Below are 25109 nucleotides of genomic sequence, written 5' to 3'. Positions count from 1 at the left end.
TGAGGCTTTGCGAAACCCAACAAACACCCGCAAAATGTTGGGTTGAGGAACGAAACCCAACCTACGCATTTTTCTTTTTTAGGCTTAACCGACCAGTATTGATAGCAATCCTATCTGAGTTGTGAAAATTACTGTTTTTAACGAACCGTAGAGGCACAGAGAACACAGAGAGAAGAATCAACAGAAATTTTCACAAATGATTTAGGACTGCTATATTAGGCTTAATTAATCCCAAACACCGACTCGACGGTTGACTTAATTGAATCCCGCGCATCCTTCAAAGTTTGACTAATAGGATGTTTTGCCTGCAAAAACACACGCGCACAATTGCGTCCCGGCATTCCCGAAATTGAACCACCTGGATGAGTCCCGGCACCAGTCAAAAATAGATTATCAATTGGCGTTTTGTAGTTCGCTATTTCTGGCAAGGGACGGAAAAATACCATCTGATCTAGGGTCATGTCAATATGGTAATAATTCCCTTTGTACGCACCTAATCTTTCTCCTAGTTCTGCTGGACTTTCTACACGACGGGCGATAGTTGCCTTCTTGACATTTGGTGCATAGTCTGCCAACTTATCAATCACCTTATCTGCAACTTTGTTTTTCAATTCATCTGTCCAACCAGTACCTTTTAAACCAGTGCCTTCTGCACCAGCAATTTGATAAGGCGCAAAATACTCAATCCATACAGTGTGTTTACCTGGCGGTGCTAATGTGGGGTCTAAATAACTAGGCATCACCACATACATTGATGGGTCAGCATCAGGAATCTCTCCCAAGGTACATTTACTATGAGCCTGTTCTACATGAGCCACGGAATCTGCAATCAAGATAGAACCGACAAGATATTCATCTTTGTGGGCGTGGTATGGAAAGCGTAGGGGTTCGTCTAAAGCCAAATCTATTTTGAGGATGGTTTCGTTGTTGTTAACGATGCGGCGTTCTAATCTTTCCCATAAATTTGGGTCGGCTGCATCAACATCGCTTTTATCAGTCATTTGCAAAAATAACCGCTTGGCATCAATATTAGAAATAACCCCGTGTTTAGCGCGATATTCTTTATTACCAGCAACCCGCACACCCACAGCTTTCCCATCATCAATTAAAACTTTTTCAACATGCTGATCTGTGAGAATAACGCCACCTAAACTTGTGACTAAATTCACTAAGGCTTGTACAAGTGCGCCAGTTCCGCCGCGAGGTCTGGCCATCCCCGGATTATGACGCATTGCCATCATAATTGCACCAATAGCAAGGGTTTTTTGTGATGGTGGCGCACCAAGTTCTGATGCTAGTCTAGCTAGTGGCGCTTTCAGAAATTCCTCATCAAACCACTCGTTAAGTAAATCCTCGGCGCTGGTTAACATCGTGCGAATAAAGTCCAGCGTTTTGTTTGGAGAACCAATAACTGAAAATAAATCTTTCAGTTTTGTGATGTCGTAGTTACCAAGGATGTCTATAATTGACTTTGGCGGTGCATTAAACATCGGAATCATTGCACCTAGCGATCGCTGCCAAAAGTCTACAAATTCGGCGTATTTTTTGGCATCACGTTCACTGTAACGGGCGATTTCTGCACAAGTCTTTTCCACCGACTTATGTCCTAAGAAATACTTGCCATCAGGATGAGGACAGAAAACAACTGGATCGCACTCCAAATAATGCAAGCCGTATTTTTCTAGCTCTAATTCTTCAACAACTGGCCCCAAGTGAATAAATTCATGGTCAATAGCACACAAATTAAATTTAAATCCGGGAGCTTCTTTGGGTAAACATTCTTCAGTTGTTGCTGCACCACCTGGAACAGAACGCTTTTCTAGTAACAGAACGCTATAACCAGCTTTCAGCAAATAAGCTGCACAAACTAGCCCATTGTGTCCAGCACCGATCAGCACAACATCATACTCTTGCATAGTTGTTATTTTGAAATAAGTAGCTCTCAAAAGCTTATAAAACTTTTAAGAAATTTGCATCACTCCCTAGTTACAAAAATTATCTTTAACTACTGTCAATACTACTAAGGAGATAGTACAGTTGTTGATGATGGTATTTGCCTCACCTGAGTTTCAAGCAAAAGTATTAAACTACCGATTTCTACTTCTATATCTTTAATAGAAAACGTTATATCCTCCCATTCAAAATATGGTATATCCATCAGTTCTTTGGCTTTCCGCATGAATGCTGTAATTAATTCTATTGAAATCCCGCCTCCCTCAGTGCAGTTAAAACTCTCCAGCATCGCGGGTTGTGAATGAGTACGTGGACGAGCGATCGCAGTATAAGCTAAAGGGCGAGTATTTCCGATTTCCTTTAATAACACCTTTCCCCTAAATTCTACTTTGCCATCACCAGGTAAAAATACCTGAATTTCTTCCGGCTCAAAACTCACAATTTCACCATCTACATTCAACTCCAAGTTTTGCATCTGGCTGCGAACAAAGTCTGATGCCAAGGCGCGGTTAATATCTACTTCTGTGAGTATCATGCGAGCAATAGCATTTACTGGCTCACTGAGTTCTATTTGACCAAAAAGAGCGCTGAAGGGATTGATGGCAATACTATCTGTTTGCAGTTTTATTTCCTGTACGCGAATGCCTTCTTGGATCACTAATCCTTGACCTGCAACTGAAACTCCATCCGCCTGTCCCTGAGCTATTTTCAACAGATCGGTTTGTACATCTATTTCTATTTGTTCTACTTCATCTAGCTTTTCGGATATTCTCCTTTCAGCTTCCTGGGATAGAAATTTTTCCTCCAACCGATGCTCATCAGGCATGAATTAGCAATCTCCTAAATGTCCTCTTACTAGTTACTGTAAAGGCTGGTTCTGAAGAGTGAATCTATATTGGGGTATATGTAATTCGTAATTTGTAAACAGGATTGCGATCGTTAAGCACTGATTACAAACCTTTTTAATTATGAATTCGGTTGAAAATCTATCTAAATATATATAGCGATTCTCGCTTGAGTGAGGTAAAAGAACCCCACCCCCAACCCCCTCCCCGCAAGCGAGGAGGGGACTATGATTTACCATCATGTGATTAGGAAACGCCATAGTGTTTCTCGTTTGTATGCAATCATCGGTGAGAGGTTAAGACTATAGAAATTTTGTCAATAAGTAATAGTACTTAAAATTAGGTGAAAAATTGGGCTAATCAACAGAATTTTTGGGCGTGCGATCGCTAGACATTTAAAAGCATCATTCATTCTTGCCTCAAAATTCAGTACGAAGGTTAATTTAATACTGACTAGCTCAGCACATTTTCAGTATGATTACTAATTGACAAAAAGGATTTTATCTTAACCTCTCACGAATGGTATGCAATAGACTTTGACCTCACTTCCATTCCTCTCTCCTAAAAGGAGAGAGGCTTTGAATCTTACTCCCCAACGCTAGTAGGGAAGGGGTTGGGGGTTAGGTCTTTTGAGAAACGCTATAGATGGGAGTTGAAAATTCGTTGAACGCAACCATCAACCCCCCGAAGCATTAAACAGTGCTTGTCTGTAGAATGGAAGACTTCACCTGACGTTGACTCGTGATAACCATCTGGATGGGACGATCTGGGCCTGTCACTAAACCACGGCGTCTAGGTCGCACTTCACCATTATCAACTAACTCTAATTCGAGGCTGGAAAGGATTGTAGCGAGTGCTAGCTTCATTTCCAACTGGGCAAATGCTAGACCAATACAACGCCTTGCACCACCCCCAAAGGGCAAATATTCATAGGGAGAAAATTGCCGTTCTAAAAAGCGTTCTGGCTTAAACTGCTTAGGTTCTGGATAAATATCTTCTCGGTGGTGGGTCAGATAAATAGAACCAAGTACGACTGTACCCGGTTCTAGTTCGTAACCGCCCAGTGATATGGGTGTTCTTACTACTCTAGGAAAGGTGAGTATACCTACTGGGTAAATGCGTAATGTCTCGGAGCAAACAGCGTTGAGATAGGGTAACTTGAAAATGATGCTGGGGTCTGGGTCATCGCCCAAGCTATCTAATTCTTGTAGTAGCTTTTGGCGCACTGATGGTAGTTTTTGAATCCAGTATAATGCCCATGCTAAGGCTGTAGCTGTGGTTTCGTGACCGGCGACTAACAGAGTCATCAATTCATCGCGCAACTCTTCATCGGTCATAGGTTGACCTGCTTCATCTCTAGCAGCCATAAGTAAGCTGAGAATATCTGTGCGTGATAAATCTGCTTGTTCTCGACGTTCCCGAATTTCCTCGTAAATCAGTTGGTCAGCTTCCTGCTGACGGCGCATCTGCTTTCCCCAGAAGTTAATCGGGCCAAAATCCCTTTGCAAAGCTGGAAAAAAAAGTAAAGCCACAATTAACCGAGAACTGCCCTTTTCTAAAAGATCACCCAAAAATTGCTGTAGTTTTTCGGCGCGAGTCCCTTCATGTAGCCCAAACACAGCTTGCATAATCACCCGCAGGGTAATAGCTTGGGTTGCAGACCGAATATTGAAAGGTTTACCTATTTGGTATTGGCTGATAACTTGCTTGGTGACATCGGTAATCACCTGACTATAATTCCGCATTCTTTCGCCGTGAAAGGGAGGCATTAACAACTGGCGTTGACGCTGGTGTTCTGCGCCGCTAATGGTAATCACAGAATGCTTACCCAGCAAAGATTCAAACGGCCCATTCATATCACCAGGGGCTTCTAATTCCTTGGTATCATTTGTCAAAATTTGCTGTAGCGCTTGAGGGTTGCTGACAATCACCAAAGGAGGAGAATTTCTCTCTAATCTGATAGTAAAAATCTCCCCATACCTTTTGGCGCAAGCTTCCATAAATGACATCGGATTAGCAATCCAGCGCACCATCTGTAAAAGTGCTGGGATTTGCGGCCCATTTGGTAATTTCATAATTTTTTTTGCTGGTTAATATTTTTTTGCTACTTAAACTAACTGAAATTTTAGTTGCGTGACCATTTAAATTACTTATTTTAACGTTGCAAAAAAGCAATAAACTGTTACAACGCCGAAGATGTAAAATTTTTGTTAAATTCAACGAGCATCTACAGTTTCAACTAATCGTCAAAAGGTACTCAGCATGACTGCAATCTCCCCAAAGGCATCTTCAGCGCTTCCCGATTTTTCGGAAGGGATTCAATATTTTGGTGAAGCGTTACCAGATTTTGAAACTTATGGTGCAACACCTGCTATAGAGTCGGGCAAAATAGCGATCGCATCTCCTACAGAACCGAATGCAGTATATCAAACTTTACTGGCTGCCGATGCTCTCCGCTACCTGACTTTGCAAGTTACCGCTACTAAGGCTTCTGGGCATCCCGGCGGATTCGCCAGCCAAGCAGAAGCTTACGCATCTCTTGTCATGCTGGGATATAAGAACATTATCACTGAAGTCGGACACCACGCCCCTGGATTTTATAGTGCCATGTTCTTAGATCGATCGCTAGAGGATATGGGAATTTTCACAGTCCAACAATTGCGCGATCGCTTCCGAGAAAAGCACGGACTCTTAGGACACCTTTCCGGTTTCATCCCCGGTATTCTCGCACCTGCGGGGCCTTTAGGACAAGGGCAACACTTTGCAATGGCGGCTGCACTGTTACACAAAGATAAATTATTCCCTTTTACAATTGGTGATGGTGGATTGGGTGAACCATATATTGTAAGTGCGATCGCGCATTTCCATACTGCTTATCCTGCTGTCACCAACTTTTTACCGGTGTTAGTGTGGAACGGTTACAGCCAAGAACATCACAGCATGGTTTCCCTGAAAACCAACGAACAGATGCAAGCATATTGGCAAGGTAACGGTTTTGATGAAGTCGTGTTAGTGGATGCCAAGGATTTCGACGATCAAAACCAGCCAGGGGATTACGTTGATAGTACCGCCTTTTCCTTCGAGAAACGCCTAGCATTTACTCAAGCAGTACTTTCGGGTGTAGATCAAGCAGCGCGATCGGCACTGGGTGGTAAGCTTACCGTTTTCATTATTAAACAACTCAAAGGTGCAGGAGTCCACGCGCGGGGTGCAAAATCTCACAACCTTTATCCTAAAGATACGCTGGATGCGCCTCATATTGTTAGTGCATTGCAAAGCCGTGCTTTGTCTGCGGAAGCTTGGCAATTAGTCAGAACAAATGCAGAACGCGCTGGCGGAGGCCCAGCAGCAAAAACTGTGGTGACAGAATTTGAATTACCATTACCAGATTTAGGCGAATTACCTTTAGAAGAATATCCAGTTGGAGGTGAACCAAAAGTTTCCACAACCGCAATGGGACGATTGGTAGGAATAGTTGGAAAGAAAGATCAGAATTTTCTTGTCACCAACGCCGACGGTAATGAAGCGTCAGGAATTGCCAACATCAACCAAGCATTAAAAATTATCCACCCCACAACCGACGACTTATATTATCAAGCACCAAATGGACAAGTTTATGAACCATTGAGTGAAGATGCTTGTGCCGGTTTAGCTGCGGGTTTGGCGTTAATGGGTGCGAGAACTTTGTGGTGTTCCTACGAATCTTTTGCTATCAACGGATTACCAATTTGGCAAACTGTAACCCAAGCAATGGCAGAATTGCGCCGTCAAACTCCCTCGACTATTACTTTATTCACAGCAGGCGCATTAGAGCAAGGGCGCAATGGTTGGACTCACCAACGTCCTGAAATTGAAGCTTACTTTGCTTCGCTGATGCGAAATGGAAATGTTTTCCCATTATTTCCGCCTGATGCTAATAGTATTCAAGCTTGTTATGACTGGGCGTTGAAAACTAAGAATAAGGGAATTGTGATTACTGCAAGTAAATCGCCGTTGCCAATTCGCACAACTTTAGAACAAACTCGTCAAGGGTTGCGCGATGGTGCAGTGCTATTGCATGAAGTTGCTGGTGATAAACAAGTTGTATTTGCTGTAATTGGTGATTTAACATTAATACCAGTATTTGAGGCTGCTGCTTTCTTAGAAACTGAAGGTATTGGCGTGAAGATAGTTACTGTGATCAATCCTCGGCAATTGTACCGTAGCCACGATACCGCGTGGGAAACTTGTTCTGAACCCGTTGGCGGTTTCTTAGATGATGCGAAATTTGCGGAATTATTTGATGGTGATGCGCTAATTGCTGTTACTGGTGGTGCGGCGGGGATGCTGGAACCAATTTTGTTACGGAGTACAGTGAAGCGTGATACTTTCGCGTGGAAACGTGGGGAAACTACAGCGAGTGCTGGCGAGTTGATGGCGTTTAATGGATTGACTGCTGAGGCGTTGACGAAACGTGCGATCGAGTTAGTACATTAAATCTGGAATAGTTTCCACTTTTATCGCATTTATACGTATATAAACGCTGAAAATGGCGTTGGAATGCGTATATTTGCGTTTTTTTATTGAAGAGAACTTAGCAGACAGAAAAATGGGGGTAAATTTGCTGAAATCCGTTGACAAAAGCTGGTTTACGAGTCGCAAAAGTTAGTTTACGAGTCGCAAAAGCTAGTTTACGAGTCACAAAAGCTGGTTTACGAGTCGCAAAAGCTGGTTTACGAGTCGCAAAAGCTGGTTTACGAGTCGCAAAAGCTAGTTTACGAGTCACAAAAGTTAGTTTATAAGTCGCAAAAGCTAGTTTATAAGTCGCAAAAGCTAGTTTATAAGTCGCAAAAGCTAGTTTACGAGTCGCAAAAGCTGGTTTACAAGTCGCAAAACTTGATTTTTGAGCTAGAAGCAGGATACTTTTATCTGGAACCGTGGGGAAATTACAGCGTGACTGTGGAGACTTGAGAAAAAGTGCGATCGCATTAGTCCATTAGGATAATGTAATACCCCATCTAGGTTTTTACTTGGGTGGGGATTATTTGATAAAGCAAACTTTTATGTGATATGAATTAGAAACTGTGTAATTTGAGCTAAAAAGCTATGATTAAACCTATACCAACCAAATATAATGATGTTCAATTTCGTTCTAGATTAGAAGCAAAATGGGCTGCTTTCTTTGATCTTCTAGAATGGGAGTGGGAGTATGAGCCTTGTGACTTTGATGGATGGATTCCCGACTTTTTACTGAAGTTTGATTCTCCTATTTTTGTTGAAGTTAAGCCCATTTATAATTTTCCACAAGATATTGCTGATGAAATAGAAAATTCAGGTTGTACAGAAAATTGTCTAATTGTTGGAATGACTATAGATTCACCTAAAAATCGCTCTTATGGAGTTCAGATTGGTTGGAAGAGAGTCGTAGACGATGAAGAGGCTTTTTTATTGGCATCCTCTGATCTAGTTTGGCCAGTTTACAAGAATTGGTTTGATGTTGTCTTTACTCTTGATAAATACAAGAAAATTACTTTTGATGGCGCACCTGGACACTCACCAGGAATGGCTAGATTTACAGATGCATGGGACGATTATGGTTCACAAGGCTTAGAAAAAGAAGTTCAAAGGCTGTGGAAGATAGCAGGGAACAAAGTCCAATGGAAAAGTTCGATTATTTCATAAATTTGAAAGGAGAAGTTTAGTAATTTTGTAGGTTGGGTGGAGGCGCAAGCAGGCATATTTGCAGCACAACTAATTAATATTTGCGCCGTAACCCAACACTAAATCACCTGAATTTAAAGCAGATAAGTTAATATGTAAAAATTTTGTTGTGACAAGTGAGATTATTTGTTGGGTTTCACTCCGTTCCACCCAACCTACAAGGGTGTGTTATGGCTATTTTCATAAACACATATTCCCCAATAATTACAGCTTATTAATCAAATTTAAAAGATATGTTAATCGTAAGTAAAAATTCTACAAAATCTAATGCCTCTTGTTGCTTATCAGGAGGTAATATTCTTACCTTGTCTATAATAATTTCCTCAATGCTCATTTTCTCTAGCCTCTGGTGTAAACTAATATATTTTAAAATTGAAAATATTATTTAGCTGTATGCCTTTATAAATTATAAATTTATCAGCCGCGATCGGTTTACAATTAGTCTATAATAGGGTCATAACTAAAATTTTCCTCAATTCAATTTAGAAGTTAATTATGGTAATCAAATTTGAAGAAATATCTAAAGATATTGATACTTTGCCAGAAGAAGCTCAAATCTTACTACTTGATTTTATTCAGTTACTCAAAAAGCGTTATCCACAACCAGAATCAGCAAATCATAGTAAGGAAAAAAGTCTCTATGAAAAGTTTGACGAAATTGGATTAATTGGTTGTTGTTCTGTTGACGAAAATTTATCAACAACCTATAAAGAAGTTTTATCTAATACATTGGCAACTAAATATGATCATCGTTGATACAGGATTTTGGTTAGCTCTTATTGATAAAAAAGACACTCACCACGAAAGAGCAAAACAAGCTTTCAAACAATATAATGAACCTTTAATTACAACATGGTGTGTTGTCACAGAAACTTGTTATCTTTTGCTACTCGCAAGGGAGTTGACGCTGAAATTATTTTTCTAAATAGTCTGCAACAAGAATTATTTACGATTTTTAATTTAGAACCTACCCATACTCCTCGAATTATTGAATTAATAAAAAAATATGCTAATCTTCCAATGGATTTGGCTGATGCTTCCCTGGTAATTTTAGCAGAATATTTAGGGCATGGGCGCATTTTTTCAGTAGATCAGCGTGACTTTAATACTTATCGTTGGAAGCAAAGTTATCCTTTTGAAAATCTCCTATTTTGAAGTAATTATAAAATGTATTCTTGAGCAAGAGTCAAAGCTGAAACCCCTGACTTTATTTCTTCAGCAGAGAACTCTTGCTTTTGCATTTTCCCAAGTAAAATTCTATAAAATCTAATGCCTCTTGTTGCTTATCAGGAGGTAATATTCTTACCTTGTCTAGAATAATTTCCTCAATGCTCATTTTCTCTAGCCTCTGGTATTAACTAATATATTTTAAAATTTAAAACATTATTTGGCTGTATGCCTTTATAAATTATAAATTTATCAGCCGCGATCGCGCACTTTATCTTCTAAGAATGGGACGTGCTTGTATGCTGTGGAGTAATTTTGTAGGTTGGGTGGAGGCGCAAGCTGGCATATTTGCAGCACAACGAATTAGTATTTGCGCCGTAACCCAACACTAAATCACCTGAATTTAAAGCAGATAAGTTAATATGTAAAAATTTTGTTGTGACAAGTGAGATTATTTGTTGGGTTTCACTCCGTTCCACCCAACCTACAAGGGTGTGTTATGGCTATTTTCATAAACTAATTGCTGTGACAGGTGGTGCTGCGGCGATGCTGGAACCAGCTTTGTTACGGAGTACAGCGAAGCGTGATACTTTTGCGTGGAAACGTGGGGAAACTACAGCCAGTGCTGGTGAGTTGATGGCATTTAATAGATTGACTGCGGAGGCGTTGACGAAACGTGCGATCGCTTTAGTGCATTAAAGCTAAACGTAGTGCTTCTGCCTAAGTTTATCTTGGGTAGGGGCTGTTATGAAGATTGTCTACGCCTTGTGGGGTGAGCCAATTGCCGCAGTTAAAGAAGGAATCGTAGAGGTACGTGCTGCCTTACCACCCGGTAGTTCCGTTGGCTTCAGCGTCTCCCTGCGACCAATTCTTGGTGCTACAGAACAACAGGTTCTTCTCAAAAGGCGATCGCTCAATTTCACTAATTTCAGAATCTGGGCAACTTGCAACTATAATTTGATCAAAATTTACAGGCAAAAGCAAAAAATTAATATTGACTCAATATTAAAAACACTGTCTGCAATAACCCGATGACAAAACCCAAAACACCACCTAAAGTCACAATCGCCTGCAATTCATTTTTCACAATTCCCTCAATTGCAGCTTCTAAATCAGCAGGTGAAGTTGATTTCACACGGTCAACTATCACTTCATCTATCGACAAAATCGGAATTGCCTGCGCCACAATTACTTCTAAATCTTTTTCCAAATACTTATCTAAAACTAGAGCCAACTCTTGACTCATCACTTCTAAAGAAGTACTTACAACAGGTGAAGTACTAAGACGATTCAGCAGTACTACAGCAATATTTTCCCAATCAACAGAATCAGTTAATCCTTGTAAAAAATCGCTGCCACTGTTTTGCAGGTAATGACGGACACTTTCGCGGGTGGTCTTTCGTAGTTGGCGCACCGTACCCATTGGCAAGTTTTGTAATGATAAATTTTGCAATAATTTCCGAATGCGATCGCGCATTTGCAAATCTTGAGTCAATTCCTGCAAGCGACTATTGGTAGCCTCCTTTTCATCCAAGCAAAAAGTCCGTAGCCGCGTGAGAGTATTACGTAAGCCAAACAAATTTGCTACTACCCAATAAGTACCACTGGTTTTTTCGCGGAAGCCTTCATCAATAATTTGAATTGTGCGATCGGTCAAAAAATCAACTATCGCTTGGCGCAGCATATCCGGCGGTAGAACTACTTGCAACAACCAATCAGCAAGCCGCGTGGCTTGTTCTTCACTCAGTTGAAATTCCAGCAATATCTGGTCAAAAATTTGATTTATCTGCGCTTCCAAAAAGTCTTCACGTCGCGCTAAAACCTTGAGTAATCGTGGCAAGGATTCCCCTAGTAAATCCCGTAAAATTCCCGCCACAATTTTGGCACTTTTTTGGTTTTTATCTGTTTTGATTTGTTCAATCGCCAGCCGCAACAACCAGAGAATTGCTGCTTGCACGCGTTCTGTTTGCAACAAACGCCGCGCCAGATTTTGCAATTCTTGTGGCGTCAGCAGTGACCCCATGATTGTATTGGAAATGTTTTGAGCCAGACGTTCCTGGTTGCGGGGAATCAATCCAGGGGTGAAGGGTACTCTTCGTCCAGCAATGTAAATTGCTCGGTAAGGACGGAACAACATTTTTATCGCTATATCATTTGTGAAATAGCCAATAATTCCACCCAGTACCGGGGGAGACACATAAAGCCAAAGATGAGACCAGTCCACAGGATTTTGGATTTTGGTGAGGTAGCCCCCGTCTTGGCGGTTCCCGTCGATGGGGGACTGCCGAACCCGAAGGGATTTTGGATTTTGGATTCTAGATTATAAATTAGGGATTGGGGATTGGTAATTGGCGGTTATTAGTTATGAGTTATTTTTCCACTAACTACTAACGATTTTCCTACTTCCATTACCTATTCCGCAGTCCCCAATCCAAAAGACGCTCGCAAACTCGCTAACGCTACGCTATCGCAAATCTAAAATCTAAAATTTGCTGACTACCAGCACTCCCATCATACCGTTCGCAATGGGATAGTGTGTGGCAACAGCAAAACCAACTTGATGAGCTAACTCTATTTGCTCTTTTCCGATGGGAAAGCGGTCTAAGCTGGGACTGATGTAAGCATATTCTTCTTTTAAGCCTAAATAATTGGCAACTGGCACCACCAAACCATCCAGATACCACTGCTGAAAGGTACGTAGCTGAAGATTACTCGGTCGATGAAAGTCTAAAATTGCGGCTTTAGCACCCGGCTTCAAAACACGGTATAACTCTTGGAGGCTGCGGGGAATATCTTTAACATTTCTTAAACCATAGCCCATTGTTGCGGCATCAAATTGGTCATCGTCAAAGGGTAAATTTAGCACATCGGCTTCTAACCAGGCGATCGCAGGTTGGGGGTACTGCCTTTGGGAACGTAATGAAGCAATTTCTAGCAGGTTTGGGGAAAAATCCACTCCGTACACCTGTCCTGTTGCTCCTACACGCCGTGCCAAACGTAAAGCTAAATCACCACTACCGCAACACAAATCTAACGCAGTATCACCCGATTTAGCTGCACTCCATTTCACTGCCATTTCCTTCCATATTCGATGCTGTCCCAGACTCAACCAGTCGTTCAACTGGTCATAAACTGGAGCAATACGGTTAAAAATTGACTGAATTTCGTTAGTCATTGGGCATTGGGCATTGGGTATTAGTCATTGGTTTTTGACAAATGACTAATGACAACTAAGTAGAGCGGCGTAAATAATTAAAGGTTTGTAGTGAGGACTTTAGCCCTGATTTGAGCGCTGGAGCCGCTCACTACAAAATAATCTCAGTATTTTTTACATTACTTAACCTACTTTGATTTATTCTCGCCTACTTACTTACACAATGGTTTGATGGTAGGCACTACTAGTAAGAGCGATCGCCACCAGTTGCGCTGATAAATTAATTAGCATTAATTCATCTTCCCACAAAGTGCAGGGTTGTTTCCACTGTAGCGACAATACGCCCAAAAGTTGATTACGGTAGCTAATCGGTATAACTAAATGTGCTTGCACACCCGTATTTTGGTAGTAAATAGCATCAACTAATTTAGTGTCTTTAAGTACATTTAAGGAAACTTGCATTTGCCCAGTGGCGATCGCTTCCGTTGTTAGTGGGTCAAGAGATAGCCAATTCTCTATTGTACCTGTATTGCTGTAAGTTCCTTGAGTCGGAATCAGAGTATTTCCATCTGTAAGTTGTAAGATACAGCCTTCTGCTCCAAAAGTCTGACTCACAGCCCTAGCAATTGGAGCGAGAGTTTCCTCTAAGCTAGAAGCTGCTTGAGTTAGCTGTACCAAAACACTCAGCAGCGCCATTTGAGCATGAGCACGGCGTAATTCTTCTGTGCGTTGCTTGAGCAAGTCGTAGGTTTCAGCTGCTCTTTGCACCACTGCCTTCAGTTCCCCTGGATCCCAAGGCTTGGTGATATATTTGTAGACTTGCCCCGCATTAATCGCCTCTACCAAGTCTTCAATATCAGTAAATCCGGTGAGAATTATTCTTACCGTATCGGGAAACTGAGGTACAGTCTTGCTGAGAAACTCAGTTCCTTTCATTTCTGGCATCCGTTGATCGGAGATAATCACCGCTACCTCCCCTTCTGCTGCCAAAACTTGTAGGGCGTTCACCCCACTATCAGCTTTCAGAACATTAAAGTCGCGTCGAAAGGTACGATAAAGCAGATCGAGATTATCTGGCTCATCGTCAACTACCAGTATTTTCAGCTTTTTTGGTCGTTCGAGGGTCATCACTTGATGTTGGAGTTTATCAATTTCGAGACTGGGCTTATCCATAAGATATTTCCTTTAAATATTCACTATCTTGTTATATTCCATACCAAGCTTAGTTGAAAATAGCTCAAAATTATCAAGGGTTTATACTGACTTAAGTTGCATGTTTAAATACGGTAACTATGAGTGCTACAGAGGATATTTGCCTGCCCAAATATCTGAAGCAAGAAAAAATTGCACTAGAAAAACCAACTAAATCAGCCTAACTATGGCAGTTTTGATCATGGATGAGGTACGTTAACAAACCTCCTTTGGATACAACGTGCAGTAGGTTAGCACAGCTAGCTGTGCCAACTTACGATCTGTATTCCACAAAATTAAAGTCGAGATAAGTTTCTACAGATGAACTCAAGGCAGTAGGTCTGGGTAGTTCATAGATTAGAATAAGACTTGCTCATGAGGTATTAATCAACCTCTCAAGTTGAAGCTCACACTCCGATTATGACTGATCTACCACCCAACGCTCAGAATCCCGAAGAAAATGCTACCAACGATGTGGCACAAGAATTACTGCGAAAGCTGAGGCAAAAACAAGGCAACTGGGTGGAATGGGGAATGGCGATCGCCTCGTTGCTAAAAGCCGGTTACAATCCCCAAGAAATTTTTGAGGCAACTGGATTTGAGCCAATTCAACAAAATCAGGTGGTTGTTGGTTCTCAAGTTTACAATTCTTTGGAAAAGTTTGGAGCTTCGTCAGCAACGCGATCGCACTATGCTACTCGCGGCAGTGATGTTTTATACGAACTCCGTTTGCTTACTCAAGAAGAACGCGCCAGTGCCGCCGAACTGATTTTCGTCCAGAAAGTCGATGCCGATGAGGCGCGGGAAGTGGCCAAAGCAATTAAAGAGTTCTCCTATTTCCGCACTTTGCCAGAAGGGTTTTCTGCCCATCCTGGGGATGCCGTTGCTCACCAAGTTTGGAAACGGGCACGCCAAAATACAGATTTACAACAGCGATCGCGTCTGATCGCCAAAGGTTTACGCTTTGCTCACACGCCAGAAGCAAGGACAAAAATCGAACAGCTACTGACTGATTTTACTACTGTTCCCCAGCGTCCGGCTCCAATTTTACCTTTTTACCGCCTGGAATCTGAAGAACAATTACCCCGAATCGTCCCCGTAGTCGGCGAGTTGCCATTGTCACGGCAAGACTTGCAAGCTGTGCCCATAGTGACAGAAATTGAACCATTTCGGATGGTGAAGTTTTCTGGAGAGCAAGCTTGGGTACCGTTACCGGGTTGGCAAGTGCTGTTGGCGGCAGAAGATCCAGTGGTAATTATCGCCAATAGCGATCGCTTCCCCATCCAAAACCAAAGCCGAATAGAACCCGTCGTCGTAGTCATCGATCGTGCCCAACGAGAATGGGATATCTCTAACTATTTTGTCGTTGAAAATGCTGGGGAATTAGATTTTCAGTGGTTTGAAACTGAGCCGGAAATTCCTCTACTTGGACAAATTATTATCATTGTGCGTCCTAAGAAAATTCTGGATGAAGAATTAACTAAGGATTCCTGGCAGATTGACGAATAAATTCGATTTATTACAAAATTCAACTAAATTTTGTAATAACTTTTAAGAGAACGCACTGGATCAATAATCTCAGCAGATGTTAAGTAAGTAGAACGGTGTTAATAATTAAGGTTTGTAGTAAGCGGCTTTAGCCCGACTTTGAAAACTGAAGCCCTCTCTACCAGCCAACCTCTCTTTTTTCAGATTACTTAACATAGTTTGATTTATTCTCGCTGACTTAAATTATCATCAGAGCCAAATGCTTAAGAAATTAAGCATTTTTTTTGTGATTTTAGCTTTTGCGGTATCTTCATATTTGTATAGTCGCAATTCTTGAGCCAAAAAAAAATTCCTGTTTTTTTGATTTAGTTTCCTAACGAAATAGAATTCTGCAAAGCGGTACTAGCCTGTAATTTTCCCTTGTTATAAGAGTTCGTTAAAAGGGAAAATACTTAAATTGTCTTTGTGCCTATAATCATTAGTGAGAAATTCAGGAGAGATAAATAAGATGGCAATTACTTTCGGCAAGGATAGCGTCCAGTCTTCTGTCACCTATACACTGGGTGCCAATTTGAAGAACTTGAAGCTGCTCGGAACTAACCCTATCAACGGCACAGGTAACAGTCTTGACAACTTCGTTTTTGGTAATAGTGTTAACAACACTCTGAATGGAAAAGGAGGCAATGACACCCTAGATGGTAATTTGGGTAATGATATCCTCAATGGTGGCGACGGCAATGATAGTCTCCAGGGCGGGCCCGGCAATGACATACTTAATGGGGGGGCTGGAGACGACATCCTCATTGGTGTTTATCCTGGTAGTCTGCTTCCACCTGGATTAGGGGAGCTTGATACCTTGACTGGCGGGGCTGGGGCAGATACATTTGTCCTGGGAGATGCTACAAATGTTTTCTACGACGATAACAACAGTACAACTCCTGGTTTTGGGGACTTCGCTACTATTACTGACTTCCAGTCTAACCAAGATCAAATTCAACTCAAAGGAACTCCACAGGACTACCGCTTACAAGCTGTTGGAGGCAACACACGAATATTCTCAGAGCAACCGGGACAGGTAGATGAACTCATAGGTATTGTGCAGGGGAGAAACAATCTCCAACTTCGTAGTGATGACTTCCTTTTCTATGAGCGGGAAGATGGTGGACAAAGTACAAACAACACACTGGGTAACGCTGAAGGGTTAGGTACCTTATCATCAGGCTCAAAAGTTAATATTTCAGGCGAGTTAGCAACAGTTCAATCGGGGGGCAATCCCGATGTTGACTTTTTTACATTTTATTTACCAAATTCAGGAACCGTCACTATCAACACAGTGACATTGGGAAAGGCAAATATCGGACTGTTTAACGATAATGGGACTTTACTCACCAGTCAAAATTCTTCATCAATCACCGGTTTACTGGGTGCAGGTACGTACTCCATTTCAGTGAGTAAAGATTCTTTCTTGCCTCAAAATAATGGAACTTTCTTTGGTACCAACTCTGAACCTGATTTTTCCTATACGCTAGGAGTCAGTATTAAATAAGAACGTTATCAACTTAAAGATTGTTTTGACGTTATAAGGCAGATTCAAGAATACTTTTTCTGCTGAGTAGGGGGACACGTTGTCGTGTCCCCCCAGAGCAAACAACATCTAAATGCCGAGAAAGTAGGAAGTAGAAGTGGATTTAAAGTAGTATATATAAACTATATAATTCGTCGCGATCGCTAAAGAGAATCAAACCCGCCAAGCGTGAAACTTCAGCCTAAAATCAGAATTAGCGACCACTTTGTACAGATGGAATATCTAAGTGCGATCGCTTATTCCTAACCTGCAAGAGAAGATTCTCGCAATCCGCAACAGTTTACGCCCTGGACAACAACAAATGGCTGACTGGGAATCTGGCCCTTTAGCTATTTCTGCGGTTCCTGGCGCAGGTAAATCTACTGGTATGGTGGCGGCGGCGATCGCGCAGGGGCTTATGCTCTTGGTCACTTTGGGGAAAAACTTTTTGGTTTACTGATATTTTCGCACCGATAAAGCTGATAGGGAACACCTATGCGATAATAATGCTCAGGGTCTATGGTGCAACTAGTTTGACCAGAAAGTTCCAAATGCTGCGGATAGTCACGTTTTCTCATTCCAGAACCAACAACCCATAAATTTAGCTTAGATGTCGCTGGGGCAGCCATTTGGGAAAGCTTTTTCCAGACATTAGATAAATCAGGAGATTTCTGTAAAAAAGCAAAACTATCGGAGTTAATAGCGGCATTGAAGCCCTTGGATTTATCTGCAAGGTTGTTAATTTTTAATTCTCCCGAAGGGTTTTGACTCCTAAGTTGTTCTAATGCTATGGCAAAACTTAATCCTAACGCTACATCCTGATAATGGCTATATCCCACTACCAACATCAGCGGTACAGCAGGTTCTAAATTCATGTTTTGGGCTACTTGCTCAGGGTGGAATGGTTTTTGAAACGCTAAATTAGAAACAACAAAAACACAACTAATCAAACCAAAAAGTAAAAAGATAAATATTGACTTTTGAGATAAGTCTAAACGCCGAAACTTGGTGTTGGCAATTTCGGTACTTTTATTTAGGCTAGCTGCTATGATAGCGCAAACACTCGGATAGTAGACGAAGTGATAGCGTGGAACAATGGTAATATCTTTACCTAAAAAATAAGCAATAAAAAAGAATTGTAATAACACGAAAATAGTAAAACTTAAAAGTGTTAATATCGCTAAATAAGTTGTACGTTGTAACCACAGCAGCTTTAAACCTTTGAAGATTTCCCGCCCCACCCAAATAGCAAAAATTACCATTAAAAAGCCATAGATAACTGCAATTGGTAGAAGCTGATTTTCTACGGGTAGAGCAATCACCATCAAAATCCAGCTAATAAGAGTTTGATACAAGGGTGTAATGTGAGTGGGAGCCGGCAACCAACTTGTTTCAGAACGTTGAATATGGCTCAATGTGACTACTAACCAAGGAATGAAGCTAATCACAACACCACTAGTGGAGACAATGAGGGCAAGCCAGATTTGGCGTTTATTAAATATCTGTGTCTTCCCCCAGTACATCAATACAACTATTGTTGCAATTTCCGCGATAAATGCTAAAGCAAAAAAGTAGTGAACATAAAGACCAATGCTATTAATAATTGCCCATAACAACCAAATCCAAAATCTGATGCGCGTTCGCGTTGGTGCAGCCTTTCCTAGAGAAGCGAGTCCAAAGGACTCTCGCTCAAAGATATCCTTCTGAATTTGCATTAGCCCTAATAACGCTAAAGTTATTAGGAGCATGGGCATGGTATAGTGCCGTGCTTCTTGCGAAAGGTAAACAGCAAAGGGAGAAACAGCCATAATCGCTGCTGCGATGATTCCAGACTCTCTGGAAAAGGCAATATAATTGACGCCAAAAATTGCCGCGATCGCACCTACACCAAATAAAGCTGGTAGCGATCGCAATTTTTCTACCCACTGCGATCCTAAGGGAGCCATCCACCCTAACCAGCTATACATACTGCAAAAAAACAGCGGCGGATGTGTAGACTGGGTGGCAACGTTTTTAGCAATTTGAGAACAACTAATTCCAGGCTGGAAAGTAAAAAGCTCCTGCACACGCTCCAGAGGAAACACTACATCTAAAGGCAAGTCATTGTAATTTTTACCCAAACTGAAAATAGCAGTAATTACCTCATCCATCCATAAAGGTTTTAAGTCTAAATGCCAAAAACGTAAGATAGCGCCAAGTATAATCACCCCAGGTAAGCCTAAATCATGTAGAGAGAGTCTGCGATTTTTCATATCTGCGGTTTTGAAATTAAATCCCAAACCCAAAATCTTATCATGTCAGACACTAATTTTACTGCTGTGCCTTTGCAATCACTCCATTCAGAATTATCTGAGCGATCGCCTCTTCCTAACCTGCGAGAGAAGATTCTCGCAATCCGCAACGGTTTGCGCCCTGGACAGCAACAAATGGCTGACTGGCAATCTGGCCCTTTGGCTATTTCTGCTGTTCCTGGCGCAGGTAAATCTACTGGTATGGCGGCGGCGGCGGCGATCGCGATCGCACGTCAATATCAACGTTCATCCTCCCGCCGTCACTTAGTAGTTGTAACTTTTACTCGCTCTGCTGCTGCCAACATTAAAGCGAAGATTCGCAAATTCTTACGAGATGATTTATCGCTGCCTCAGATGGGCTTTTTTGTCTATACCCTACATGGTCTAGCGTTAAACATTGCCAACCGCCATTCTGATTTATCAGGTTTGCAGTTAGAAAATGTCACATTAATTACACCAACCCAAAGTCACCGCTTTATCCGAACTGCTGTAGAACAATGGATTGCAAATAATTCAGGAATATATTTGCGGTTATTAGAAGGTCATCAATTTGACGGAGAAGAGACAGAAAGGTTGCGTCGCCAATCGGTGCTGCGAACAGAAGTATTACCGGAATTGGCTAATACGGTAATTCATGAAGCAAAAAGTTCTGGGATATCGCCAGAATTGTTGCGGGAGTGGAGTAAACAAACCAGAGATGAATATGCAATTTTGAGCGTAGCGGCGGGATTGTATGAGCAATATCAAAACTTAATGCGATCGCGTGACTTCATTGACTACGACGATATGATTTTAGCCGCACTGCGCGTTTTAGAAAATGACAGTGCCCGTCGCATTGAGCAAAATCAAGTTTTCGCAGTCTTTGAAGACGAAGCCCAAGATTCTAGCCCTCTTCAGACGCAGCTGTTAGAAATTTTGGCAAGTGATGGGGACAAGGGGGCTAACTCTTCACTCCTAACTCCCCACTCAGCACTCAACTTAGTAAGAGTTGGCGACCCTAACCAAGCGATTAACTCTACTTTCACTCCAGCCGATCCGATTTATTTTCGGCAATTTTGCGAAGAGTGCGATCGCATCGAACGATTGGCAACAATGGATCAAGCTGGACGTAGTACTAGAATTATCATTGAAGCTGCTAACTTTGCCCTCAAATGGATCAATAATCAGTCGTCAGCAGCAGCCAACAACAAACAACAGACTCCTGTCAACCGACAAGTACCATTTCGCTTGCAGACAATTCGCCCTGTAGAAGTTGGTGATCCGCAAACTAACGCTAACCCCGCACCAGTCGGACGAGGATTGGAACTTTATACACCGCGCGACATTCATCACACCGTTGAATTGTTATCTCAAAGGGTGATTGAATTATTTGGCGAAGACCCAACAAAAAATAGTGCCGCGATTTTAGTGCGAGAAAATCGCCAAGGACGATGGCTGGCAGAGGCTCTGACATCTGTGTGCAAAGAGCATAATATTATACTTTACGATGTGGGAGAACGCGATCGCCGTTCCCATGTCCCCCAAGAAATTTTAGCATTGCTGCAATTTTGCGATCGCCCCCACTCCCCCGATTACCTCAAAGCCGCACTAGAAGCATTAGTACAGCGCCAGTTAATTCCTACCCAAGACCTCAACGCTCTTGCTAGTCTACCAGAAGAATTTTTGTATCCTGGGCCCCTAGCGGCACCTCAGCCAGAAACAGTACAAAAAGCCGCTCGCTTGTGTCGTAGCTTACTCCGCGCTCGTTTGGAATTGCCCCTGTACCAGCTAATTTCCTTTCTCGCCTTGACCTTAAATTACGACCAGGCAGAATTGGCAACTGCTGACAAACTCGCAGAACGGGTTAACCAGCAGATAGCTGGCAATAGTTCGATGGGGGGAATGCTGTCAGCTTTAAGTGAAATCGTCAGTTCTGAACGGTTTGAACCAGTGGAAACCGAGGATTCGGAAGAACGTTACACACGTCGCGGTCAACTGACCATTATTACCATGCACAAAGCCAAAGGGCTGGATTGGGACTATGTGTTTCTTCCCTTTCTCCACGAAAACTTGATTCCTGGCAGATTTTGGGTTCCTCCCCAAAGCCAGTTCTTAGGGGATTTTACCTTATCAGAAGTAGCCCGCGCCCAAATTCGGGCTGCTCTCCACGGAGAATCTACGATACCAGATGTCACACAAGCATGGGAACAAGCAAAGCACTTGAAAATATCTGAGGAGTACCGTTTACTCTACGTTGCGATGACACGAGCAAAGCGTCTGGTGTGGATGTCAGCAGCGCTCAAAGCCCCCTTTACTTGGAGTAAGCCTGACAATTTACAAGAACAAGCGCCTTGTCCCGTGTTTCCAGCATTAAAGCGCCAGTTTCCTGAATGTGTGATGAATTTAGCACTAATGACCAAACAAGCTTGAGCAAAACTCTTAAGAAATTGAATAGAATCCACAGTTACTAGCGATCGGATTGTCCCAGAATATTTGTAGGAAATAAGCTATTTAAACTGAAATTTGCCGTTTGAAAATTGATGTTATAGATTGATTGGTGTTCAGGTTTTAATCAGAAATTTATTTACCAATGGAAACCCAACAATTCAGTTCAACGACACAAGAAAATAGACCCACCAAGACGAAAAAACAGTCTTTTCCTGGCATGAATATTGGTAGTCCTAAAGTACCATTCCGCAAATGCAAGAAAACAGCACAACAGCATGAATTACTTGGTGACTGGGAACACGCGAGTTAATTTAACATGAGTTCGATGAACCCCTCCCTCCCAGCCTCCCTCTCCGAAACGGAAAGGGAGGAGCAACGAAAAATTAAGCTTTTTGCTCCCCTCTGGGCGTCGGAGAGGGGTTGGGGGAGAGGTCAAATAAGACTTGTCGAACTCACGTTAATTTACTAAGTAGCCATCATCAACTGGCTACACCAAGACACATAAAAAATTTCTTCTCCCTTTGGGAGAAGGAGAGTTACTGCGTTGCATATTTTCCTATGGTATGGAGAACCACATCAGTTCCCTAGTCTCCAATTTAAATCAGCGATGCAACGATATTAATAGTCATAGCTAAAATGGTGGTATTGAAAAAGAAGGATAATATGCTATGCAACAGAGTCAAGCGCCTCATATCGCGTGATGTCGTCTGCACATCTGAAACTTGACTAGTCATGCCAACTACAAAAGAATAATATAAAAATTCCCAATAGTCTGGACAGTCGTTATGAGGAAAATCTAAACCTCCGGTGATTTCTTCACTATTATTATGATTAATATATTTGTAATAGCTGTGTGCATATTGCACTGCAAACATCGTATGCACTAGTAACCAGGAACCGACAATGGTGATAATTGAAAGTATGACATGTAGCTTAAGCAGAATTGGTGACAACCCTTTTTTATCAGTTAGTAAAAACACAATGGCTAAAACACTAGCACAAGCCGCAGCAATCACCAGCAAGAATATAGCCAAATGTCCTTCATATTCCCTCTCAGCATAACGGCGGATTTTTTCTGGGGTAGCCCTGATCATTTTCCACCACGTTACGGCTAAGAAAAAGTCAATACCTGAGTTCCAAGCGCAAAGAATGCGAGTGGGTAAGTGCAGCCAAGGCGGAAGGATTACTGAAACTAATACAGCGACTCCGACAGCAATGATTAGTCGGGGTCGGGAGTCAAAGTTTTTAAATAAATTAAGTCTCACAAATGTTGCGATCGCAGATGTTATCCAGTCCAGTTCAACTAATTCGTAATTGAATTACGAATTACGAATTACGAATTACTTTAACTCGGCTCTAATCGTCTCTATTCGTTGACGATTGACACCCAAATCGCTTTGACCTAAACGTGAGGCTGAACGCACTTGGATAACTTTAGCATTCCGGTCTAGATAGAATTCTACATCATCCACAAATCCCAGTAAAGCACTTTTAAATTCTGCATATAAATAATCTTTGCTTTCGGTAATGATTTTAGTTCTTGGTAAGGACTGAATCACTTTTTTGAGATTAGTAATCGCTTGTTGTGGAGTAGATGTAAAAGTCAGTGGTGCAATTTTGTGGGTTGCATCTGCACTCTGACTAGAAACGCAGTTAGGGGAATTAGGACAGGGTGCTAATTTACCGTTGCTAATACCTAAATTATTTGGTCGTTTGCCAGCAAAAACCATAATTATGTCTCCGGGTAAGTGAATAAGTAGACTCTCACACATTTGTTTTAATCAGTGTAATACTTTGCGGCGCTTGCTTCTCTGGCAAATGACAGATTCACTAAAACATCGGTGATGCGTTCGCCTCTGGCGTTGGCGAAGCCATCGCTCTATGATGCGGTAAGTATTGTCTAAGCGAAGACAGATTATGACGCAAACAATTTCAATCAACGACTCTGGGCGCTTGCAACTCACACCGCTAGAAATCCCATCCCGTCTGCTGTTGGGGCCAGGGCCATCCAATGCCCATCCCACAGTTCTCCAGGCGATGAATACCTCACCCGTTGGGCATCTTGACCCAGCTTTTCTCGCACTCATGGATGAAATTCAGTCGTTGCTACGCTACGTATGGCAAACAGAAAACCCACTGACCATTGCAGTCAGCGGTACAGGAACAGCCGCAATGGAAGCAACCATCGCCAATGCTGTAGAACCCGGTGATGTGGTTTTAATTGGTGTAGCTGGTTACTTCGGTAATCGCCTCGTGGATATGGCTGGACGTTATGGTGCTGATGTGCGAACCATTACCAAACCTTGGGGACAAGTCTTTAACCTGGATGAACTTCAAACTGCTTTAAAAACTCATCGCCCAACTATTTTAGCTCTAGTTCATGCCGAAACTTCCACCGGCGCACGTCAACCATTGGAAGGGGTCGCTGATTTGTGTCGTGAATTTGGCACTTTGCTACTAGTGGATACGGTGACAAGTTTAGGTGGTGTTCCCTTGTTTTTGGATGCTTGGGGAGTTGACCTCGCCTATAGTTGTAGCCAAAAAGGGTTGGGTTGCCCGCCCGGTGCTTCGCCTTTTACTATGAGTGCGCGGGCAGTTGATAAATTACAGCAACGCCAGACGAAGGTGGCAAATTGGTATTTAGATATGTTGTTGCTGGGCAAGTATTGGGGTGCTGAACGCACCTATCACCACACAGCACCGATTAATTTATACTATGCATTGCGGGAAGCACTACGTTTGCTTGCAGAAGAGGGGTTAGCAAACTCCTGGCAGCGGCATCAAAAGAACGTAGAGTATCTCTGGGAAGGGTTGGAGAATTTAGGACTGAGTATGCATGTTAAGCAAGAGTATCGACTGCCAACGCTTACCACTGTCTGCATTCCAACAGGCGTAGATGGTAAAGCGATCGCTCGACAGTTACTCAATGAACATAATATTGAAATTGGCGGTGGTCTTGGCGAACTCGCTGGTAAAGTTTGGCGCGTGGGATTAATGGGCTTTAATAGTCGCAAGGAAAGTGTTGACCAACTTTTAGCAGCACTGCGGCAAGTTTTGCCTAAGTAGTTTTGATCTAATTTGGTGCGTTAACTGTCTTCGTAACGCACCTGATACAAAGAGCGTAGGCGTAGCCCAACCTAGGCATCGCGCTAACATTGTTTAAGAATTAAAAGAAAGCTGATACTTCACACTTACTTGCTCTTTTTACTTATCCTAAAAATTAAAGAAAGGGCAGATTAATTTGTGCAAGTCAACACAATGCCATTGTCATATTATGTCCGCTTGATTGCTTATTAAACCCGAAGAACCCCACCCCCGCCAAAGCTATG

The 25109-nt window shown here is 42.2% G+C and carries 23 protein-coding genes; 13 read left to right on the top strand and 10 right to left on the bottom strand.

The annotated features are described in order from the left end of the window. Positions 1-221: 221 nt before the first annotated feature. From crtO to HWQ41_RS13095, 3 genes are all read right to left on the bottom strand, one after another. Positions 222-1946, bottom strand: coding sequence for a beta-carotene ketolase CrtO (gene crtO / locus HWQ41_RS13105; protein ID WP_366931664.1), 1725 nt, complete (start codon positions 1944-1946; stop codon positions 222-224). Between the two features lie 74 nt (positions 1947-2020). Continuing rightward, on the bottom strand, positions 2021-2779 hold the full coding sequence (locus HWQ41_RS13100; protein WP_292763332.1) for a DUF2993 domain-containing protein: 759 nt from the start codon (positions 2777-2779) through the stop codon (positions 2021-2023). 711 nt (positions 2780-3490) lie between these two features. After that, entirely contained in the window at positions 3491-4873 is a 1383-nt protein-coding gene (locus tag HWQ41_RS13095; protein WP_292763330.1) for a cytochrome P450, read from the bottom strand. Positions 4874-5060: 187 nt separating this feature from the next. Between HWQ41_RS13095 and HWQ41_RS13090 the strand changes: the two genes are divergently transcribed. Further along, on the top strand, positions 5061-7274 hold the full coding sequence (locus HWQ41_RS13090; protein ID WP_292763329.1) for a phosphoketolase: 2214 nt from the start codon (positions 5061-5063) through the stop codon (positions 7272-7274). A gap of 97 nt (positions 7275-7371) precedes the next feature. Here the strand turns inward: HWQ41_RS13090 and HWQ41_RS13085 are convergent, their stop codons facing one another. Beyond that, the gene (locus HWQ41_RS13085) at positions 7372-7563 is read right to left on the bottom strand and encodes a hypothetical protein (RefSeq protein WP_292763327.1); all 192 of its coding nucleotides are present in this window, start codon (positions 7561-7563) and stop codon (positions 7372-7374) included. A gap of 320 nt (positions 7564-7883) precedes the next feature. Here HWQ41_RS13085 and HWQ41_RS13080 point away from each other — a divergent pair, with 320 nt between their 5' ends. From HWQ41_RS13080 to HWQ41_RS13060, 6 genes are all read left to right on the top strand, one after another. Next, positions 7884-8459: a hypothetical protein gene (locus tag HWQ41_RS13080; protein WP_292763325.1), complete on the top strand. Its 576-nt coding sequence runs from the start codon at positions 7884-7886 to the stop codon at positions 8457-8459. Positions 8460-8993: 534 nt separating this feature from the next. Further along, positions 8994-9254: a DUF2281 domain-containing protein gene (locus HWQ41_RS13075; RefSeq protein WP_292763323.1), complete on the top strand. Its 261-nt coding sequence runs from the start codon at positions 8994-8996 to the stop codon at positions 9252-9254. Then, positions 9241-9423, top strand: coding sequence for a PIN domain-containing protein (locus tag HWQ41_RS34295; RefSeq protein WP_366931663.1), 183 nt, complete (start codon positions 9241-9243; stop codon positions 9421-9423). The genes HWQ41_RS13075 and HWQ41_RS34295 overlap by 14 nt, the downstream gene beginning before the upstream one ends. After that, the gene (locus HWQ41_RS13070) at positions 9372-9653 is read left to right on the top strand and encodes a hypothetical protein (RefSeq protein ID WP_292763321.1); all 282 of its coding nucleotides are present in this window, start codon (positions 9372-9374) and stop codon (positions 9651-9653) included. Before HWQ41_RS34295 ends, HWQ41_RS13070 begins: the two co-directional genes overlap by 52 nt. A gap of 450 nt (positions 9654-10103) precedes the next feature. Further along, the gene (locus HWQ41_RS13065; protein WP_292763319.1) at positions 10104-10364 is read left to right on the top strand and encodes a hypothetical protein; all 261 of its coding nucleotides are present in this window, start codon (positions 10104-10106) and stop codon (positions 10362-10364) included. Between the two features lie 48 nt (positions 10365-10412). Further along, on the top strand, positions 10413-10700 hold the full coding sequence (locus HWQ41_RS13060; protein ID WP_292763317.1) for a hypothetical protein: 288 nt from the start codon (positions 10413-10415) through the stop codon (positions 10698-10700). On the opposite strand, the gene HWQ41_RS13055 is transcribed toward HWQ41_RS13060, so the two are convergent. The 3 genes from HWQ41_RS13055 to HWQ41_RS13045 form a co-directional block, all read right to left on the bottom strand. After that, positions 10654-11889, bottom strand: a complete 1236-nt coding sequence (locus tag HWQ41_RS13055; protein WP_292763315.1) for a DUF445 family protein — start codon at positions 11887-11889, stop codon at positions 10654-10656. The two genes, HWQ41_RS13060 and HWQ41_RS13055, sit on opposite strands and share 47 nt — an antisense overlap. A gap of 258 nt (positions 11890-12147) precedes the next feature. Continuing rightward, complete coding sequence (gene ubiE / locus HWQ41_RS13050; RefSeq protein ID WP_292763313.1) at positions 12148-12840, bottom strand: bifunctional demethylmenaquinone methyltransferase/2-methoxy-6-polyprenyl-1,4-benzoquinol methylase UbiE; 693 nt, start codon at positions 12838-12840, stop codon at positions 12148-12150. Positions 12841-13035: 195 nt separating this feature from the next. Further along, on the bottom strand, positions 13036-13992 hold the full coding sequence (locus HWQ41_RS13045) for a response regulator (protein ID WP_292763312.1): 957 nt from the start codon (positions 13990-13992) through the stop codon (positions 13036-13038). Positions 13993-14430: 438 nt separating this feature from the next. On the opposite strand from HWQ41_RS13045, the gene HWQ41_RS13040 reads away from it, so the two are divergent. From HWQ41_RS13040 to HWQ41_RS13030, 3 genes are all read left to right on the top strand, one after another. Beyond that, entirely contained in the window at positions 14431-15519 is a 1089-nt protein-coding gene (locus HWQ41_RS13040) for a RuBisCO accumulation factor 1 (protein ID WP_292763311.1), read from the top strand. A gap of 487 nt (positions 15520-16006) precedes the next feature. Then, on the top strand, positions 16007-17044 hold the full coding sequence (locus HWQ41_RS13035) for a pre-peptidase C-terminal domain-containing protein (RefSeq protein ID WP_292763310.1): 1038 nt from the start codon (positions 16007-16009) through the stop codon (positions 17042-17044). Positions 17045-17309: 265 nt separating this feature from the next. Continuing rightward, positions 17310-17522, top strand: a complete 213-nt coding sequence (locus tag HWQ41_RS13030; protein WP_292763309.1) for a hypothetical protein — start codon at positions 17310-17312, stop codon at positions 17520-17522. On the opposite strand, the gene HWQ41_RS13025 is transcribed toward HWQ41_RS13030, so the two are convergent. Continuing rightward, on the bottom strand, positions 17491-19314 hold the full coding sequence (locus tag HWQ41_RS13025; RefSeq protein WP_292763307.1) for a hypothetical protein: 1824 nt from the start codon (positions 19312-19314) through the stop codon (positions 17491-17493). The two genes, HWQ41_RS13030 and HWQ41_RS13025, sit on opposite strands and share 32 nt — an antisense overlap. A 42-nt stretch (positions 19315-19356) precedes the next feature. Between HWQ41_RS13025 and HWQ41_RS13020 the strand changes: the two genes are divergently transcribed. Together HWQ41_RS13020 and HWQ41_RS13015 are read left to right on the top strand one after the other, a co-directional pair. Then, on the top strand, positions 19357-21762 hold the full coding sequence (locus tag HWQ41_RS13020) for an ATP-dependent helicase (RefSeq protein WP_292763305.1): 2406 nt from the start codon (positions 19357-19359) through the stop codon (positions 21760-21762). A 160-nt stretch (positions 21763-21922) separates the two neighbouring features. Then, entirely contained in the window at positions 21923-22090 is a 168-nt protein-coding gene (locus tag HWQ41_RS13015; RefSeq protein ID WP_292763303.1) for a hypothetical protein, read from the top strand. A gap of 286 nt (positions 22091-22376) precedes the next feature. Here the strand turns inward: HWQ41_RS13015 and HWQ41_RS13010 are convergent, their stop codons facing one another. Together HWQ41_RS13010 and HWQ41_RS13005 are read right to left on the bottom strand one after the other, a co-directional pair. Next, a complete protein-coding gene (locus HWQ41_RS13010; RefSeq protein WP_292763302.1) occupies positions 22377-23045 on the bottom strand; it encodes a DUF1345 domain-containing protein in 669 nt (222 codons plus the stop codon). A gap of 75 nt (positions 23046-23120) precedes the next feature. Then, the gene (locus tag HWQ41_RS13005; protein ID WP_292763301.1) at positions 23121-23510 is read right to left on the bottom strand and encodes a DUF1499 domain-containing protein; all 390 of its coding nucleotides are present in this window, start codon (positions 23508-23510) and stop codon (positions 23121-23123) included. A gap of 187 nt (positions 23511-23697) precedes the next feature. Here HWQ41_RS13005 and HWQ41_RS13000 point away from each other — a divergent pair, with 187 nt between their 5' ends. Continuing rightward, positions 23698-24846, top strand: a complete 1149-nt coding sequence (locus HWQ41_RS13000; protein ID WP_292763300.1) for an alanine--glyoxylate aminotransferase family protein — start codon at positions 23698-23700, stop codon at positions 24844-24846. Positions 24847-25109 lie beyond the last annotated feature (263 nt).

Source organism: Nostoc sp. NOS(2021) (genome assembly GCF_017115025.1).
Lineage (GTDB): Bacteria > Cyanobacteriota > Cyanobacteriia > Cyanobacteriales > Nostocaceae > Nostoc.
The sequence above is the reverse complement of the archived record's forward strand: the minus strand, read 5'-3'. Positions and strand labels throughout refer to the sequence as shown.